This is a genomic window from Streptomyces sp. NPDC046308, from assembly GCF_055588065.1.
The window spans coordinates 757,351-772,517 of the sequence record NZ_JBVJFB010000003.1 but is presented as its reverse complement, the minus strand read 5'-3'; the positions used below and the strand labels follow the sequence as shown (position 1 = coordinate 772,517).

Annotated in this window: 11 protein-coding genes; 10 read left to right on the top strand and 1 reads right to left on the bottom strand. The window is 73.3% G+C overall.

From position 1 onward, the window contains the following. The first annotated feature begins 354 nt into the window (after nucleotides 1-354). Together ACZ6JT_RS17365 and ACZ6JT_RS17360 are read left to right on the top strand one after the other, a co-directional pair. Complete coding sequence (locus ACZ6JT_RS17365; RefSeq protein ID WP_383567925.1) at nucleotides 355-1,758, top strand: NAD-dependent malic enzyme; 1,404 nt, start codon at nucleotides 355-357, stop codon at nucleotides 1,756-1,758. A gap of 340 nt (nucleotides 1,759-2,098) precedes the next feature. Then, entirely contained in the window at nucleotides 2,099-2,380 is a 282-nt protein-coding gene (locus ACZ6JT_RS17360; protein WP_007264399.1) for an HU family DNA-binding protein, read from the top strand. Between the two features lie 392 nt (nucleotides 2,381-2,772). On the opposite strand, the gene murA is transcribed toward ACZ6JT_RS17360, so the two are convergent. Continuing rightward, entirely contained in the window at nucleotides 2,773-4,113 is a 1,341-nt protein-coding gene (gene murA, locus ACZ6JT_RS17355; protein WP_319721912.1) for a UDP-N-acetylglucosamine 1-carboxyvinyltransferase, read from the bottom strand. 264 nt (nucleotides 4,114-4,377) lie between these two features. Here murA and ACZ6JT_RS17350 point away from each other — a divergent pair, with 264 nt between their 5' ends. From ACZ6JT_RS17350 to ACZ6JT_RS17315, 8 genes are all read left to right on the top strand, one after another. Beyond that, complete coding sequence (locus ACZ6JT_RS17350) at nucleotides 4,378-4,938, top strand: YqgE/AlgH family protein (RefSeq protein ID WP_388829800.1); 561 nt, start codon at nucleotides 4,378-4,380, stop codon at nucleotides 4,936-4,938. Between the two features lie 28 nt (nucleotides 4,939-4,966). Beyond that, nucleotides 4,967-5,251 carry a DUF3039 domain-containing protein gene (locus tag ACZ6JT_RS17345; protein WP_030010729.1) on the top strand — a complete coding sequence of 95 codons (285 nt, stop codon included), beginning with the start codon at nucleotides 4,967-4,969 and terminating at the stop codon, nucleotides 5,249-5,251. A 164-nt stretch (nucleotides 5,252-5,415) separates the two neighbouring features. After that, nucleotides 5,416-7,146, top strand: a complete 1,731-nt coding sequence (locus ACZ6JT_RS17340) for a beta-N-acetylhexosaminidase (protein WP_469210652.1) — start codon at nucleotides 5,416-5,418, stop codon at nucleotides 7,144-7,146. A 362-nt stretch (nucleotides 7,147-7,508) separates the two neighbouring features. Then, nucleotides 7,509-8,426, top strand: a complete 918-nt coding sequence (locus ACZ6JT_RS17335; RefSeq protein WP_376618733.1) for an FAD binding domain-containing protein — start codon at nucleotides 7,509-7,511, stop codon at nucleotides 8,424-8,426. Continuing rightward, the gene (locus ACZ6JT_RS17330) at nucleotides 8,423-10,672 is read left to right on the top strand and encodes a (2Fe-2S)-binding protein (protein ID WP_469210650.1); all 2,250 of its coding nucleotides are present in this window, start codon (nucleotides 8,423-8,425) and stop codon (nucleotides 10,670-10,672) included. The genes ACZ6JT_RS17335 and ACZ6JT_RS17330 overlap by 4 nt, the downstream gene beginning before the upstream one ends. Before the next feature lie 44 nt (nucleotides 10,673-10,716). Then, a complete protein-coding gene (locus ACZ6JT_RS17325) occupies nucleotides 10,717-13,014 on the top strand; it encodes a xanthine dehydrogenase family protein molybdopterin-binding subunit (protein WP_469210740.1) in 2,298 nt (765 codons plus the stop codon). 159 nt (nucleotides 13,015-13,173) lie between these two features. Continuing rightward, a complete protein-coding gene (locus ACZ6JT_RS17320) occupies nucleotides 13,174-13,698 on the top strand; it encodes a hypothetical protein (protein WP_469210648.1) in 525 nt (174 codons plus the stop codon). Then, complete coding sequence (locus ACZ6JT_RS17315) at nucleotides 13,695-15,146, top strand: WXG100 family type VII secretion target (protein WP_469210646.1); 1,452 nt, start codon at nucleotides 13,695-13,697, stop codon at nucleotides 15,144-15,146. The genes ACZ6JT_RS17320 and ACZ6JT_RS17315 overlap by 4 nt, the downstream gene beginning before the upstream one ends. Nucleotides 15,147-15,167: the final 21 nt, after the last annotated feature.

Genomic DNA, 15,167 nt, shown 5'->3' with positions numbered 1-15,167 from the left:
GATCCTTTGTTAGCCTGGGTACGGCACCGACTCGATCCAAGCCCCCGGGCCCAACCTTCGTCGCTTAGAGCGACCACTTGCCGCGAGGCGAGCATGGCGGGTCGGTGTCATAGACGTAAGCATCACCAGGTCCGCGCCCTCCACCCAGTGGAGGGCGCGGACCTGTTTTGTATGGACCCACCATTCCGAACCCCCCTGCTATCTCGTATGGTGGAAGAGTCTTTCCGAAATTTGTAGCTGGTTACCTTGTACTGGCTGGTAGGTGGGACGATCGGACAACAGGTCCCCTGCCGCACCTGTCGTGTAGCGGGGCCCTGTGTTAAGCGAACCAGGGACAGAAGAGGAAACACGGCCATGGCAACGGCGCCCAGCGTCTCGTATTCGATGACGGTCCGCCTGGAAGTGCCCGCGAGCGGAACCGCGGTCTCCCAGCTCACCACCGCCGTGGAGTCCTCCGGCGGTTCTGTCACCGGCCTCGACGTGACCGCATCCGGCCACGAGAAGCTCCGGATCGACGTCACCATCGCCGCGACCTCCACCGCCCACGCGGACGAGATCGTCGAGAAACTGCGCGGGATCGAGGGCGTCAGCCTCGGCAAGGTTTCCGACCGAACCTTCCTCATGCACCTCGGCGGCAAGATCGAGATGGCGTCCAAGCACCCCATCCGCAACCGCGACGACCTCTCCATGATCTACACCCCGGGCGTGGCCCGCGTGTGCATGGCGATCGCCGAGAACCCCGAGGACGCGCGCCGCCTCACCATCAAGCGCAACACCGTCGCAGTCGTGACGGACGGCTCCGCCGTGCTGGGCCTGGGCAACATCGGCCCGATGGCCGCCATGCCGGTCATGGAGGGCAAGGCGGCCCTCTTCAAGCGCTTCGCCGACATCGACGCCTGGCCGATCTGCCTGGACACCCAGGACCCCGACGAGATCGTGGCCGCCGTCAAGGCCATCGCCCCCGGCTTCGCGGGCATCAACCTCGAGGACATCTCCGCGCCGCGCTGCTTCGAGATCGAGGCCCGGCTGCGCGAGGCCCTCGACATCCCCGTCTTCCACGACGACCAGCACGGCACCGCCATCGTGGTGCTCGCCGCCCTCACCAACGCACTGCGCGTGGTGGGCAAGGCAGTTGGCGACGTCAAGGTCGTCATGTCGGGCGCCGGGGCGGCCGGTACCGCCATCCTCAAGCTGCTCCTCGCGGCGGGCGTCAAGAACGCGGTGAGCGCCGACATCCACGGCGTCGTGCACGCGGGCCGCCCCGACCTCGTCGACGCGGCCCCCGACTCGCCGCTGCGCTGGATCGCCGACAACACCAACCCCGAGGGCTACACGGGCACTCTGAAGGAGGCCGTGGTCGGCGCCGACGTCTTCATCGGCGTCTCGGCCCCGAACGTGCTGTCCGGCGAGGACGTCGCCGCCATGGCGGAGGGCGCCATCGTGTTCGCGCTCGCGAACCCGGACCCCGAGGTGGACCCGGCCGTCGCCCGCCAGACGGCCGCCGTCGTCGCCACCGGCCGCTCCGACTTCCCGAACCAGATCAACAACGTGCTGGTCTTCCCGGGTGTCTTCCGCGGTCTGCTGGACGCCCAGTCCCGCACCGTGAACACGGAGATGATGCTGGCCGCCGCGAGCGCGCTCGCGGACGTCGTCGGCGAGGACGAGCTGAACGCGAACTACATCATCCCGTCCGTCTTCAACGACAAGGTCGCCGGCGCGGTCGCGGGCGCCGTCCGCAAGGCGGCGTCGGGCTCCTGAAGCCGGCTGTGAGAGCCCTCACGGCGGGCCGCCACCGGCGCGTCGCGAGATGCGGGCCCGGTCGGGCGCCTCTAGGGTTGCGGGGATGCCCGCGGGGTCCGCGGTCCGCAGCGGCGTGCGAGCGAAGGCATGGACGGAGCGTCACCGCGGCGTGACTGTGGCGCTTTTCGTGTGACCCCGACGGGTGCCGGATTGGCTTTCCCGCCGCTGGTGGGGGCAGGATGCGTAACCGGGCGAGAGGGTCTGACGTTCAGACCCGGGTCCGGGGACTGTCCTAGGGCCCTGGCAGCATCGGCTTCGATCTCACGCCTCTAAGGCAAGTTGAACACGGGAGTACAACATGAACCGCAGTGAGCTGGTGGCCGCTCTGTCCGAGCGCGCCGAGGTGACCCGCAAGGACGCCGACGCCGTTCTGGCCGCGCTCGCCGAGACCGTCGGCGAGATTGTCGCCAAGGGCGACGAGAAGGTCACCATCCCCGGCTTCCTGACCTTCGAGCGCACCCACCGTGCCGCTCGCACCGCGCGCAACCCGCAGACCGGCGACCCCATCCAGATCCCGGCCGGCTACAGCGTGAAGGTCTCCGCGGGCTCCAAGCTCAAGGAAGCCGCCAAGGGCAAGTAAGTCCTGTCCCGGCGCCGAGGGCCCCACAGGCTTTTGGAACGGCAGTAGTACGCAGAACGACGAAGGGCGGTCACCCCCGGGCGGGGTGACCGCCCTTCGGCATGTCCGGGCCGGGCGCGGACGGACCGGGCGGAACGAGCGGACGCGGGCGGACGGACCGGGCGGACGCGGGCGGACGGGACGCCGGGCCCGGGGGAGCCGCGCCGGACCCGGCCCGGCCCCGGGTGGTCCGGGGCGGCCCGGCAGGCCCTGTGAGGGCCCGTCAGGGCCCTTGGCGGGGCCCCGGTATGCCGGCGGCATGCCCCGCCCGGCCGCGGGGGACACGGGAAAGCCCCCCGGGCCCTGTGCGGGGCCCGGGGGGCTTGCTGCGTGCGCGAGGCGCGCGGTGCGGCTCAGACGAGGTCGCCGCCGGGCAGCTCGACCTTCGCGCCGAGCTCCACGAGCTTCTCCATGAAGTTCTCGTAGCCGCGGTTGATCAGGTCGATGCCGTGCACGCGCGAGGTGCCCTCGGCGGCCAGCGCCGCGATGAGGTACGAGAACCCGCCGCGCAGGTCGGGGATGACCAGGTCGGCGCCCTGCAGCTTGGTCGGGCCGGAGACGACCGCCGAGTGCAGGAAGTTGCGCTGGCCGAAGCGGCAGGCCGAGCCGCCCAGGCACTCGCGGTACAGCTGGATGTGAGCACCCATCTGGTTGAGCGCCGAGGTGAAGCCGAGCCGGGACTCGTAGACCGTCTCGTGGACGATCGACAGGCCGGACGCCTGGGTGAGGGCCACGACGAGCGGCTGCTGCCAGTCGGTCTGGAAACCGGGGTGGACGTCCGTCTCCAGCGCGATGGCGTTGAGCGGGCCGCCCGGGTGCCAGAAGCGGATGCCGTCGTCGTCGATCTCGAACGCCCCGCCGACCCGGCGGAAGGTGTTCAGGAACGTCATCATCGAACGCTGCTGGGCGCCGCGCACGTAGATGTTGCCGCCGGTGGCCAGGGCCGCGGAAGCCCAGGACGCGGCCTCCAGACGGTCCGGCAGGGCCTTGTGGTTGTAGCCGCCGAGCCGGTCGACACCCGTGATGCGGATGGTCCGGTCGGTGTCGAGGGAGATGATCGCGCCCATCTTCTGCAGGACGCAGATGAGGTCCTCGATCTCCGGCTCGACCGCGGCGTTGCTGAGCTCGGTGACGCCCTCGGCCAGGACGGCCGTCAGCAGCACCTGCTCGGTCGAGCCGACGGACGGGTAGGGGAGGCGGATCTTGCAGCCGCGCAGGCGCTGCGGGGCTTCCAGGTACTGGCCGCCTTCGCGCTTCTCGATGGTCGCGCCGAACTGGCGGAGCACGTCGAAGTGGAAGTCGATCGGCCGGCCGCCGATGTCGCAGCCGCCGAGGCCCGGGATGAAGGCGTGGCCGAGACGGTGCAGCAGGGGGCCGCAGAACAGGATCGGGATGCGCGACGAACCCGCGTGGGCGTCGATGTCGGCGACGTTGGCGCTCTCGACGTGGGTGGGGTCGAGCACCAGCTCGCCCGGCTCCTCGCCGGGGCGGACCGTCACCCCGTGCAGCTGGAGCAGCCCGCGCACGACACGGACGTCACGGATGTCGGGAACGTTGCGCAGCCGGCTGGGTTCGCTGCCGAGCAGCGCGGCGACCATGGCCTTGGGCACGAGGTTCTTCGCGCCGCGGACACGGATCTCGCCCTCAAGCGGGGTGCCGCCGTGGACAAGCAGGACATCGTCGGTGACGGTCATGAATCTCGCGTTCCGAAGAGGGGTGGGCAAGGGGGCCAGGGAAAAGGGTAAGGGCCACCACCCCCATGTTCGTAAGGCCGACGTGGCCGTAGGACTGTCAGGAATTCGGTACAACACCCTGCGTATCCACCACATGGCGGAGCGTTGCGTTTCGGCTGCTCCGTCCGTGCGCGCTCCTCATTGCCGCGGTGCGCCCTGAGCTGCGTACGATCCGATCTCTCCGCCGGGGCTCCGCAAAGCGCGAATGTGCGGGATCATGGCGGCATGACCGAGGTGTCCTCCCTCACAGGGCGGCTGCTCGTGGCCACCCCCGCCCTCGCGGACCCGAACTTCGACCGCGCGGTGGTGCTGCTGCTCGACCACGACGAGCAGGGCTCCCTCGGCGTTGTCCTCAACCGGCCCACGCCCGTCGGCGTCGGCGACGTCCTGCTCGCGTGGGCGCCCCTGGCCGGCGCCCCCGGCGTGGTCTTCCAGGGCGGGCCCGTGGCGCTGGACTCGGCCCTCGGGCTGGCGGTCATCCCGGGCGAGGAGGGGCCGCTCGGCTGGCGCAGGGTGCACGGGGCCATCGGGCTCGTCGACCTGGAGGCGCCGCCGGAGCTGCTGGCCGCGGCCCTCGGCGGCCTGCGGATCTTCGCCGGGTACTCCGGCTGGGGCCCGGGCCAGCTGGAGGAGGAGCTCGGCGAGGGCGCCTGGTACGTCGTGGAGTCGGAGCCCGGTGACGTGTCCTTCCCCGACCCCGAACAGCTGTGGCGGGCGGTGCTGCGCCGCCAGCGCAGCGAACTCGCGATGGTCGCCACCTATCCGGACGACCCGTCGCTCAACTGACGGGCGCGGGGTTAAGTACCCTGGTTGCATGAGCACTCTTGAGCCCGAGCGCGGGACTGGCACGGGGACCCTCGTAGAGCCGACGCCGCAGGTGTCGCACGGTGACGGCGACCACGAGCGCTTCGCCCACTACGTCCAGAAGGACAAGATCATGGCGAGCGCGCTCGACGGCACCCCCGTCGTCGCGCTCTGCGGCAAGGTCTGGGTACCGGGCCGGGACCCGAAGAAGTACCCGGTCTGCCCCATGTGCAAGGAGATCTACGAGTCCATGGGCCCCGGCGGGGACAAGGACAAGGGCGGGAAGGACAAGTAGTCCGGCCCTCTTCCTCTCCCCCTGGCGGGACCAAGGCCCTCGGTGCGCCCAGTGCGCTCGGGGGCCTTTGCCGTGCCCGCGAGGCCCGTTAGGGTCGGCGCCACGAGCACTCTGCGGAACGTGCGTTGCGCAGGGCGCAACACGCTGACGCGAAGGGCCGGCGCATGGACCTGACCCGCACGGATCCGAGCCGCACGGAGCCGCGCCGCACGGAGCCGAGCCGCACGAAGCCGAGCCGCACGAAGCCGAGCCGCACGGATCTGATCCCCGCACCCCGGGTCGTCCTCTTCCGGGAGGACGGGAGCCGCTTCGCCTTCGGGCCCGCGCCGTGTCTCGACGCCGGGCCGGGGGCCGGGACGGTCGCGCGGTGGCTGCGCCGGGAGCTCGGCGCGGCCACCGGCTGGGAGCTGCCCGCCGCCGGGGCCGGGCGGAGCGCCGAGCTGCGGCTGCGCGTGGACCCCGAGGGCGTCGGGGACGCCGGGCCGGAGGCGTACCGCATCGAGATCGGCCCCGATGGCGCCGAGCTGACGGGCGCGACGACGGCCGGGCTGTTCTGGGCCGCCCAGACACTGCGTCAGCTCCTCGGGCCCGACGCCTACCGGAAGGCGCCGCTGCCCGGCCGCACGTGGAGCCTGCCGTACGGGGACGTCGCGGACGCCCCGCGGTTCGGCTGGCGCGGGATGATGCTCGACGTGGCCCGGCACTTCACGCCCAAGGACGGGGTGCTGCGGTACGTCGACCTGCTCGCCGCCCACAAGCTCAACGTGCTGCACCTGCACCTGACGGACGACCAGGGGTGGCGGATCGAGATCAAGCGGTACCCGCGCCTCACCGAGGTCGGCGGATGGCGGGCGCGCAGCCGGTGGGGCCACCGGGCCTCGCCGCTGTGGAACGAGACCCCGCACGGCGGCTTCTACACGCAGGACGACATCCGCGAGATCGTCGCGTACGCCGCCGAGCGGCACGTACGGGTGGTCCCGGAGATCGACGTGCCGGGGCATTCGCAGGCCGCCATCGCCGCGTACCCGGAGCTGGGCAACACCGACGTGGTCGACACGGCGGCCCTGCGCGTGTGGGACGACTGGGGGATCAGCGAGAACGTCCTCGCGCCGACCGAGGCCGTGCTGCGGTTCTACGAGGGCGTCTTCGAGGAGGTGCTCGAGCTGTTCCCGGCGGAGGTCTCGCCCTTCGTGCACGTGGGCGGCGACGAGTGCCCGAAGGCGCAGTGGAAGGCCTCCGGCACTGCCCAGGAGCGGATCCGCGAGCTGGGGGTGGACGGGGAGGACGGCCTGCAGTCCTGGTTCGTCCGGCACTTCGACGGCTGGCTCGCGCAGCGCGGGCGGCGGCTGATCGGGTGGGACGAGATCCTGGAGGGCGGCCTCGCGCCGGGGGCGGCCGTCTCCTCGTGGCGCGGCTACGCGGGCGGCATCGCCGCCGCCGAGGCCGGGCACGACGTGGTCATGTGCCCCGAGCAGCAGGTGTACCTGGACCACCGTCAGGCGGGCGGCCCGGACGAGCCGATGCCCATCGGGTACGTGCGCTCGCTGGAGGACGTGTACCGCTTCGAACCGGTGCCGCCGAAGCTGTCGCCGGAGGCGGCCGCGCACGTGCTGGGCGCGCAGGCCAACGTGTGGACCGAGGTGATGGAGAACCAGGACCGGGTCGACTACCAGGCGTTCCCGCGGCTGGCGGCCTTCGCGGAGGTGGTGTGGTCGCGGCTCCCGGGGCCGCAGGAGCGGGATTTCGCCTGGTTCGAGGGCCGGATGACCGCGGCGCACTACGCGCGGCTGGACGCGCTCGGGGTCGGTTACCGGCCACCGGGCGGGCCGTTGCCGTGGCAGCGGCGGCCGGGGGTACGGGGACGCCCGATCGAGGGCGCGCCCCCGAACGTGTGACACGGGCGCGGAGCGACGGACCTGAACGGAAAGGGAACGGGTCGGGAACTCTCGCTGGATTTCCCGCTATACAGGGAAAACCGGACGTTCGGGGAGGGTCTCCTGCGAAGGCGGCACGGCGGGCGTACGGGGCGTCGGGCACCGGCCGGGCCCGGCGGCCGGGCGGACGCCGGGGCAGGGGCGTGCCGGAGCCGGGCGCGGGGGCGCACAGGGGGTCGCACGGGGGCGGGGGCACCGGGTGGACCCTCGCGCCGGGCGGGCCGGAAGATGTGCCAGAGTTGCCACGTCCCGGCGGTGAGCACGTACCGTACGGCGGACAGGCGTGAGCGCCGGGACCGGGACATCGGGAAGGGGCAGCCGGGTTGACCACGCACGCACCGCACGCACTGCAAGCACCGGATTCACCTCAAGGCCCCCAGGGGCCCCAGGTGGCGCAGTCCGTGACACTGCCGGCCTCGCTCGACGAGGCCGTGGCGGCGCTCACCGCCATGCCCGCGGCCGTGCCCGTCGCGGGCGGCACCGACCTCATGGCCGCCGTCAACGCCGGGCTGCTGCGGCCCGCCGCCCTGGTGGGTCTGGGCCGGATCAACGAGATCCGCGGCTGGCAGTACCAGGACGGCCACGCGCTGCTCGGCGCGGGCCTCACCCACGCGCGGATGGGACGGCCGGATTTCGCCGCTCTGATCCCGGCGCTGGCCGCCGCCGCGCGCGCCGCCGGGCCCCCGCAGATCCGCAACGCGGGCACCCTCGGCGGCAACATCGCCACCGCCGCGCCCACGGGTGACGCGCTGCCCGTGCTGGCCGCGCTGGAGGCCGTCCTCGTCATCGTCGGCCCGGGCGGGCAGCGGGAGATCCCGGTGTCGTACCTGCTGGCCGGCCGCGAGATGCTGCGGCCGGGCGAGCTGATCGGTTTCGTCCGGGTGCCGCTGCTGCACGCGCCGCAGGTGTTCCTGAAGGCCACGGGGCGCACCGGCCCGGGTCGTGCGGTGGCGTCCGTGGGTCTCGTACTGGATCCCGCGCGCCGGGGTGTGCGCTGCGCGATCGGTGCGGTGGCCCCGATGCCGCTGCGGCCGCTGGAGGCCGAGCAGTGGGTGGCCTCGCTGATCGACTGGGACGGCGAGCGGAGCCTGGCCCCCGAGGCCCTGGAGGCCTTCGGCGAGTACGTCGCGGCCGCCTGTGTGCCCGACCAGGGGGAGCCGGTGGCTCCCGGTGTACTGCATCTGCGGCGGACGGTGGCCGTGCTGGCACGCAGGGCCCTGGGGAGGGCGCTGACCTCATGAGCGAGAACGAGAACGAGAACGTGACCCAGGGGAACGGCACGGCGGGCTGGGGCTGGGAACCGGTCCCGCAGGGCGGCGAGTACGACTCGGACGCCACGGCCTTCGTGAAACTGCCGCAGGACATGCTGGACGCGCTCGGCACCGGGGAGCCCCTCGCGGCGCCCGGGCACGGCTACGTGCCGCCGCCGATGATCGTGCCGCTCGGCACGGCCACCACCGATCCGGCGGCCACGGGTACGTGGACGATCCCGGTGCAGTGGCCGGAGGCGGGAGGTTCGGCTCCGGCCGGGCCGGCGCCCGCGGCCGGGTCGGGTGCGGGGTCCGGGTCGGGTCCGGGGTCCGGGTCGGTGGGCGGGCCGATTCCCGCGTCGATCCCGATCCCGGCGTCGGTCGCCGCGGCCTTCGCCGAGGCGGAGCCGGAGCAGCAGCCGGATCCGGGCGCGACCGCCGAGTGGCGGTTCCCGGAGGCGGCGCAGGAGCCCGACGCGGCGGCTTCGGCGACCGGCCAGTGGGCCGTCCCCGAGTTCTCCGAATTCCCCGGACAGCAGGGTGACTTCCGCCAGGGCGGGCTGGACGCCGACTGGAGCCAGGCCCCGGCGACGCTGCCGGGCGGCGCCCCGGCGCCGTGGGCGTACCTGACGCAGCAGCCGGCCGGAGACCCGGCCGGGGGCCCGGACGCGGGCGTGCTGCCGGGCACGGACGAGGCCGCCGCGGCTTCGGCCGCCGCCGCCACCGCGACGGCGCACGCCGCCGGACGGCTCCTCGGTGGACCCGGAGTGGGGGCCGCCGGGCGGGGGCCGCGCGTGCTGGGCGGCCCGGGCGTGGGCACCCCGCTCCCGGAGGGCGAGCCGGCGCACTCGGCCCCGCACGACATCGACGCCGCGCACGGCCCGGCGGCGGAGCAGGCCGAGGGCGCCCGGACCGCCGATCACACGGACCACACGGACCACACCGACCACGCGGAGCCGGCCGGGTACGCGGGCGGGGCCGGGCACGGCGAGCACGCCGAATACGTCGGGTACGCCGGGCACGGCGAGCACGCCGAATACGTCGGGCACACCGGGCACGACGCCTACGCCGGACACGTCGCGCCGACGCCGCACACGGGCACCGACGGGCGCGGTTTCACCGCCTTCGGTGAGGCGCCGGAGCCGGGCGGGACCACCGGGCCCGCGGCCGCGCAGCCGGTGGCCGCCGGCGGCCTGGACCTCTTCGGCGGAGTGCGGGCCGAGGCGCCGACGGGAGCCGAGCCCGGGCAGCCGTCCGAGCCCGGGCGGCCTGCCGAGGCGACGCAGCCCGGGGCCACCGACGGGCACGGCTTCGCGGCCTTCGGCCATGCGGCGCCGGAGCCCGAGCCGGCGCCGGAGTCCGAGCCGGCGCCGGAACCCGAGGCCGAGGCCGTCGCGCACGACGCCGTGCACGGGGCGGAGAGCGGCCTGCCGGAGCCCGGCGCCGCGGCTGCCGACGCCGCTTCGCCGCAGGAGCCGGCCGCGGCGCAGCCACCGGCCGACCACACGCCGGGTGCGGACACCGCCGACAGCGGTGTGGCACTCCCGGACGCGGGGACCGGCCGGGGGATCCCGGCGGAGGGGCCGACGTACGAAGAGGGAACGGCCGACGAGGCCGTCGCCCATCACGAACACCCGCAGGCCTCGTACGTGCTGCGCGTCAACGGCGCCGACCGGCCCGTCACCGGCGCCTGGATCGGCGAGTCCCTGCTCTACGTGCTGCGCGAGCGCCTCGGCCTCGCCGGCGCCAAGGACGGCTGCTCGCAGGGCGAGTGCGGCGCCTGCGCCGTGCAGGTCGACGGCCGGCTGGTCGCCTCCTGCCTGGTCCCGGCCGCGACGGCCGCCGGCAGCGAGGTGCGCACCGTCGAGGGGCTCGCGACCAACGGGGAACTCTCGGACGTGCAGCAGGCGTTGTGCAGGTCGGGCGCGGTGCAGTGCGGGTTCTGCGTGCCCGGCATGGCCATGACCATCCACGACCTGCTGGAGGGCAACCACGCCCCCAGCGAGCTGGAGACCCGCCAGGCGCTGTGCGGCAACCTCTGCCGCTGCTCCGGCTACGCCGGGGTCGTCGACGCCGTGCGCGAGGTCGTGGCCGAGCGCGAGGCGGCCGCCGCGGATCCCACGGCGGCGGGCCAGGCCATGGGCCAGGCGCCGGCAGCGGGCCAGGCTCCGGAAGCGCGCATCCCGCACCAGGCAGCGCCCGGCGAGGGCGGCATCCACCACGGAGGCACGGCGTGAGCGGGCAGGACGCGGCGACCGCGACGACAACGGTGAACACCACGGTGACGGCCCTGGCCGCCCCGTCGGCGGAGGCCTCGGAGCAGCAGGTGCCGCGCGGCATCGGCGCCTCCGTGCCCGCCACCGACGCCCGCGCCAAGACCGAGGGCACCTTCCCCTACGCCGCCGACCTGTGGGCCGAGGGCCTCCTGTGGGCCGCCGTGCTGCGCTCCCCGCACGCCCACGCCCGGATCCTGTCCATCGACACCACGGCCGCCGCCGAGATGCCCGGCGTGCGCGCCGTCGTCACCCACGCCGACGTCCCCGGCGCCACCACGCACGGCCGCCGCATCGCGGACCGGCCCGTGTTCGCGCACGACGTCGTACGCCACCACGGCGAGCCCATCGCCGCCGTCGCCGCCGACCACCCCGACACCGCGCGGCTCGCCGCGGCCGCCATCGCCGTCGAGTACGAGCTCCTCGACCCGGTGACCGACCCCGAGCAGTCGTTCGGCGCGCCCGCCCTGCACCCCGACGGCAACCTGATCCGGCACATCCCGCTGCGCTACGGCGACCCGGAGGTCACCGGCGACGTGGTCGTCGAGGGCCTGTACCGGATCGGCCGCCAGGACCCCGCCCCCATCGGCGCCGAGGCCGGACTGGCCGTGCCGCGGCCCGACGGCGGCGTGGAGCTCTACACCGCCTCCACCGACCCGCACAGCGACCGCGCGCTGGCCGCCGCCTGCTTCGGGCTGGAACCGGACCGCGTACGGGTCGTCGTCACCGGCGTGCCGGGCGCCACGGCGGACCGCGAGGACGCCGCGTTCCAGCTCCCGCTCGGCCTGCTCGCCCTGCGCACCGGCTGCCCCGTGAAACTGGCCGCCACCCGCGAGGAGTCCTTCCTCGGCCACACCCACCGCCACCCGACCCTGCTGCGCTACCGCCACCACGCGGACGCGGAGGGGCGCCTGGTCAAGGTGGAGGCGCAGATCCTGATGGACGCGGGCGCGTACGCGGACGCCTCAGCGGAATCCCTGGCGGCGGCGGTGGCCTTCGCCTGCGGCCCGTACGTCGTCCCGCACGCCTTCGTGGAGGGCTGGGCGGTCCGCACCAACAACCCCCCCTCCGGCCACGTCCGCGGCGAGGGCGCCATGCAGGTGTGCGCCGCGTACGAGGGCCAGATGGACAAGCTCGCGGCCGCGCTCGGCATGGACGGCGCGGAACTGCGCATGCGCAACGTCCTGGCGACGGGAGACCTCCTCCCCACCGGCCAGACGGTGACCTGCCCGGCCCCGGTGGCGGAACTGCTGCGCGCGGTCCGCGACTTCGAGCTGCCCGGCCTCCCGAAGGACACCCCGGAGGACGAGTGGCTGCTGCCGGGCGGCCCGGAGGGCGCGGGCGAGCCGGGCGCGGTGCGCCGCGGCGTCGGCTACGGCGTCGGCATGGTGCACATGCTCGGCGCGGAGGGCACCGACGAGGTCTCCACGGCCACCGTGAAGGTCGTGGGCGGCGTGGCCACGGTCATCTGCGCGGCGGTCGACACCGGCCAGGGCTTCGGCACGCTGGCCCGCCAGATCGTCCAGGAGGTGCTGGGCGTCGACGAGGTGACGGTCGCACCCGTGGACACCGACCAGCCGCCGGCCGGCCCGGCGGCGCACGGCCGCCACACGTGGGTGTCGGGCGGCGCGGTGGAGCGGGCGGCCAAGATGGTCCGCACCCAACTCCTGCAGCCCATGGCCCACAAGCTGGGCATGTCCACGGAGCTCCTGCAGATCGCGGACGGCCGGATCACGTCGTACGACGGCGCCTTCTCGATGAGCGTCACCGAGGCGATGGAGGGCAAGGAACTCTGGGCGACGGCCCAGTGCCGCCCCCACCCGACGGAACCCCTCGACGCGGACGGCCAGGGCGACGCCTTCGTGGGCCTCGCCTTCTGCGCGATCCGCGCGGTGGTGGACGTGGACATCGAACTCGGCTCGGTACGGGTCGTGGAACTGGCCGTCGCCCAGGACGTCGGCCGCATCCTCAACCCCCGCCAGCTGGAAGCCCGTATCGAAGCGGGCGTCACGCAGGGCGTCGGCGCGGCCCTGACGGAGAACCTCCGCACGGTCTCCGGACTGGTCCGCCACCCCGACCTGACGGGCTACGCACTGCCGACGTCGCTGGACGCCCCGGCCGTGCGCATCGTCAAACTGGTCGAGGAACGCGACGTGGTGGCCCCGTTCGGCGCCAAGGCGGCCAGCGCGGTCCCGGTGGTCACGACCCCGGCGGCGATCGCCTCGGCGGTACGGGCGGCCACGGGCCGTCCGGTCAACAGGCTCCCGATCAGGCCATCGGCGGCGGTGGCCGCGCCCAACTCGTGACTGTGTGACCCACATTGCACGTGCAACCCCGGACTTGGGGCTGTCGTTGCCTGTCGCTAGAGTGATCGGTACGCGTGTGCACGTGCGCGTGCACACGGGTGCGAACGGGGACGGGGAGCGGCGCCGGCGCCACTCCCACGGGGAGACGGGGAGGCCAACGTGGCAGACGACAACGGGGCAGGCGCGGTCCAAGCGGCCCTCGCGCTCGGGCTGGGTGGTCCGATGGGCGCGCTCGCGGGCGCGGCCTACGCGGCGACGACTGCGGCGCTGCAGGTCCAGTACGACGAGTTGAAGGACTACCAGAAGCTGGTGGACGACCTTCTGAAGACGCTCAAGGAGTCTCCGGCCCATCACGGGAAGCTGGAGGACGGCACCCTGCCGGCGGGAGCCCTGGGCAAGAACTTCACTCAGGCCGAAAAGCTCTACAAGGCGTACAACACCGTCCACACTGAGCTGAAGGACCTGTCGAAGGGGCTGGCGGTCCAGATCGAGGCTCTCGGCATCGCCATCCAGACCGCCGGCAAGGGCTACGCCGACGTCGACGAGGACACGAAGCGGCGCATGGCCCTCCTCGCCAAGCAGGCCCATGACCTGTACGTGGAGAAGCGCGACCCGTACGCGGACAAGACGGCCGACGGCGGACAGGCTGCCACGCCGAAGAAGAAGGGCGGTGCTCTCGGATGAGCGAGTTTGAGGGCTACACGCACGCACAGCTGTACGCCATGGTCGCGGCGATGAACCCGGACAAGGCCTTTGACTGCGCGAATCAGCTCACCACTGCCGCCGCGACGATCAGGGAAATCGGGGAGCTGCTCAAGAAGCACCAGGTCAAGGGCTGGGAGGGCGAAGCGGCCGTCAAGTTCCAGAACTGGGTGAACCAGACGGGCAGCGCCACGCTGGTGCTGGCCGACTACAGCGAAGCCGGCGGCAAGTACATGGCGGAGTCCGTCCAGATCATGCGCGAGGTCATGCCGACCACGTACGGTGCGGGCGACATGCCCATGTACAACGCGTCCGCGGAGGCGACCCTCAAGGAGAACCTCGCGACGTCCCGGGAGTACCACAACGACCCGGACGCGGTGAAGATGGGCCAGGAGGCCTGGTCGAAGCTGAGCGGGGACCACGCGCGGGCCGTGGACGCGATGACGAAGCTGGCCGGGTCGTACGAGAAGACGGCCCAGAACATGGACAACGAGAAAGTCCCGACGTTCCCCCCGCCGCCTGATGTCTTTGTACCGCAGGGCTACGACGGCTCGCAGGAAATCGCGAGGCCAAGCGGAGAGTCCAGCGGAGGCGTCGGCTCGACGGGCTCCTCGCACACGACGACGAGCTCGTCCCACAGTACGTCCTCGGACGATCCCGGATCGGTCACCAGCCGTCCGCAGCAGCCGGACAGCACGGTTCCGTCGGTGCCCGTGCCGTCGACTCCGGATCACGAGGTGGGCGTCGACCTCGACAACGTCGCCACGCTTCCGGACCGAACCGTGCCTCCGGTGACGACCACGCCCGGCCCGCTGCCCACGGCTCCCGTCAGCCCCACTCCCGGACCCGTCCTCCCGCCCATGGGATTCCCGCCTGTCGGCGGCACGAAGCTGCCCAGCCTCACCGGCCCGGGAATCGGCCCGTACCCGACATTGGGCGGTCCCGGTACTCCTCCCCCTGGCGGCAAGGCCGGATTGCCCCCGCGTGACAGCGGTATCACGGGCGGCCGACAGGTGACGTCCAACGGCCCCAGCTCGGGCATCCCGCGCGGCAACGTCATCGGTGAGGGCACTCACGCCGGCCGTGGCATGGGCGGCGGGATGGGTCCCGGCGGTGGCCACGGAGGCGGGCAGAACGGCTTCGCGGCAGGTCGTCGACTCGCCTCCGAGCCGGGAGGCATCGTCGGAGGGAAGCCCGGTGTGGGCGCTCGCCCGATCGCGGGCGGCCAGCCGTTCACCCAGGGCGGTTCGGGCCTCGTGCGTAACGGCACGGGGGGCACGGGCGCGGGTGCCATGGGGCACGCGGGTGCTCGTGCGCAGACTCCGGGCAAGCGGCGGGACGACCAGAAGGGCGAACGTCCCGACTACCTGGCCGAGGACGAAGAGACCTGGCAGGCCAACCGTCGTGTTGTCCCGCCCGTGGTCGACTGAGCAGAACGGACGTTGCACGGG

What these genes read in the sequence shown, in the direction of transcription:
- ACZ6JT_RS17365 (WP_383567925.1), top strand. Translation starts at nt 355, where the DNA reads ATGGCAACGGCGCCCAGCGTCTCGTATTCGATGACGGTCCGCCTGGAA.
- ACZ6JT_RS17360 (WP_007264399.1), top strand. Translation starts at nt 2,099, where the DNA reads ATGAACCGCAGTGAGCTGGTGGCCGCTCTGTCCGAGCGCGCCGAGGTG.
- murA (WP_319721912.1), bottom strand. Translation starts at nt 4,113, where the DNA reads ATGACCGTCACCGACGATGTCCTGCTTGTCCACGGCGGCACCCCGCTT.
- ACZ6JT_RS17350 (WP_388829800.1), top strand. Translation starts at nt 4,378, where the DNA reads ATGACCGAGGTGTCCTCCCTCACAGGGCGGCTGCTCGTGGCCACCCCC.
- ACZ6JT_RS17345 (WP_030010729.1), top strand. Translation starts at nt 4,967, where the DNA reads ATGAGCACTCTTGAGCCCGAGCGCGGGACTGGCACGGGGACCCTCGTA.
- ACZ6JT_RS17340 (WP_469210652.1), top strand. Translation starts at nt 5,416, where the DNA reads ATGGACCTGACCCGCACGGATCCGAGCCGCACGGAGCCGCGCCGCACG.
- ACZ6JT_RS17330 (WP_469210650.1), top strand. Translation starts at nt 8,423, where the DNA reads ATGAGCGAGAACGAGAACGAGAACGTGACCCAGGGGAACGGCACGGCG.
- ACZ6JT_RS17315 (WP_469210646.1), top strand. Translation starts at nt 13,695, where the DNA reads ATGAGCGAGTTTGAGGGCTACACGCACGCACAGCTGTACGCCATGGTC.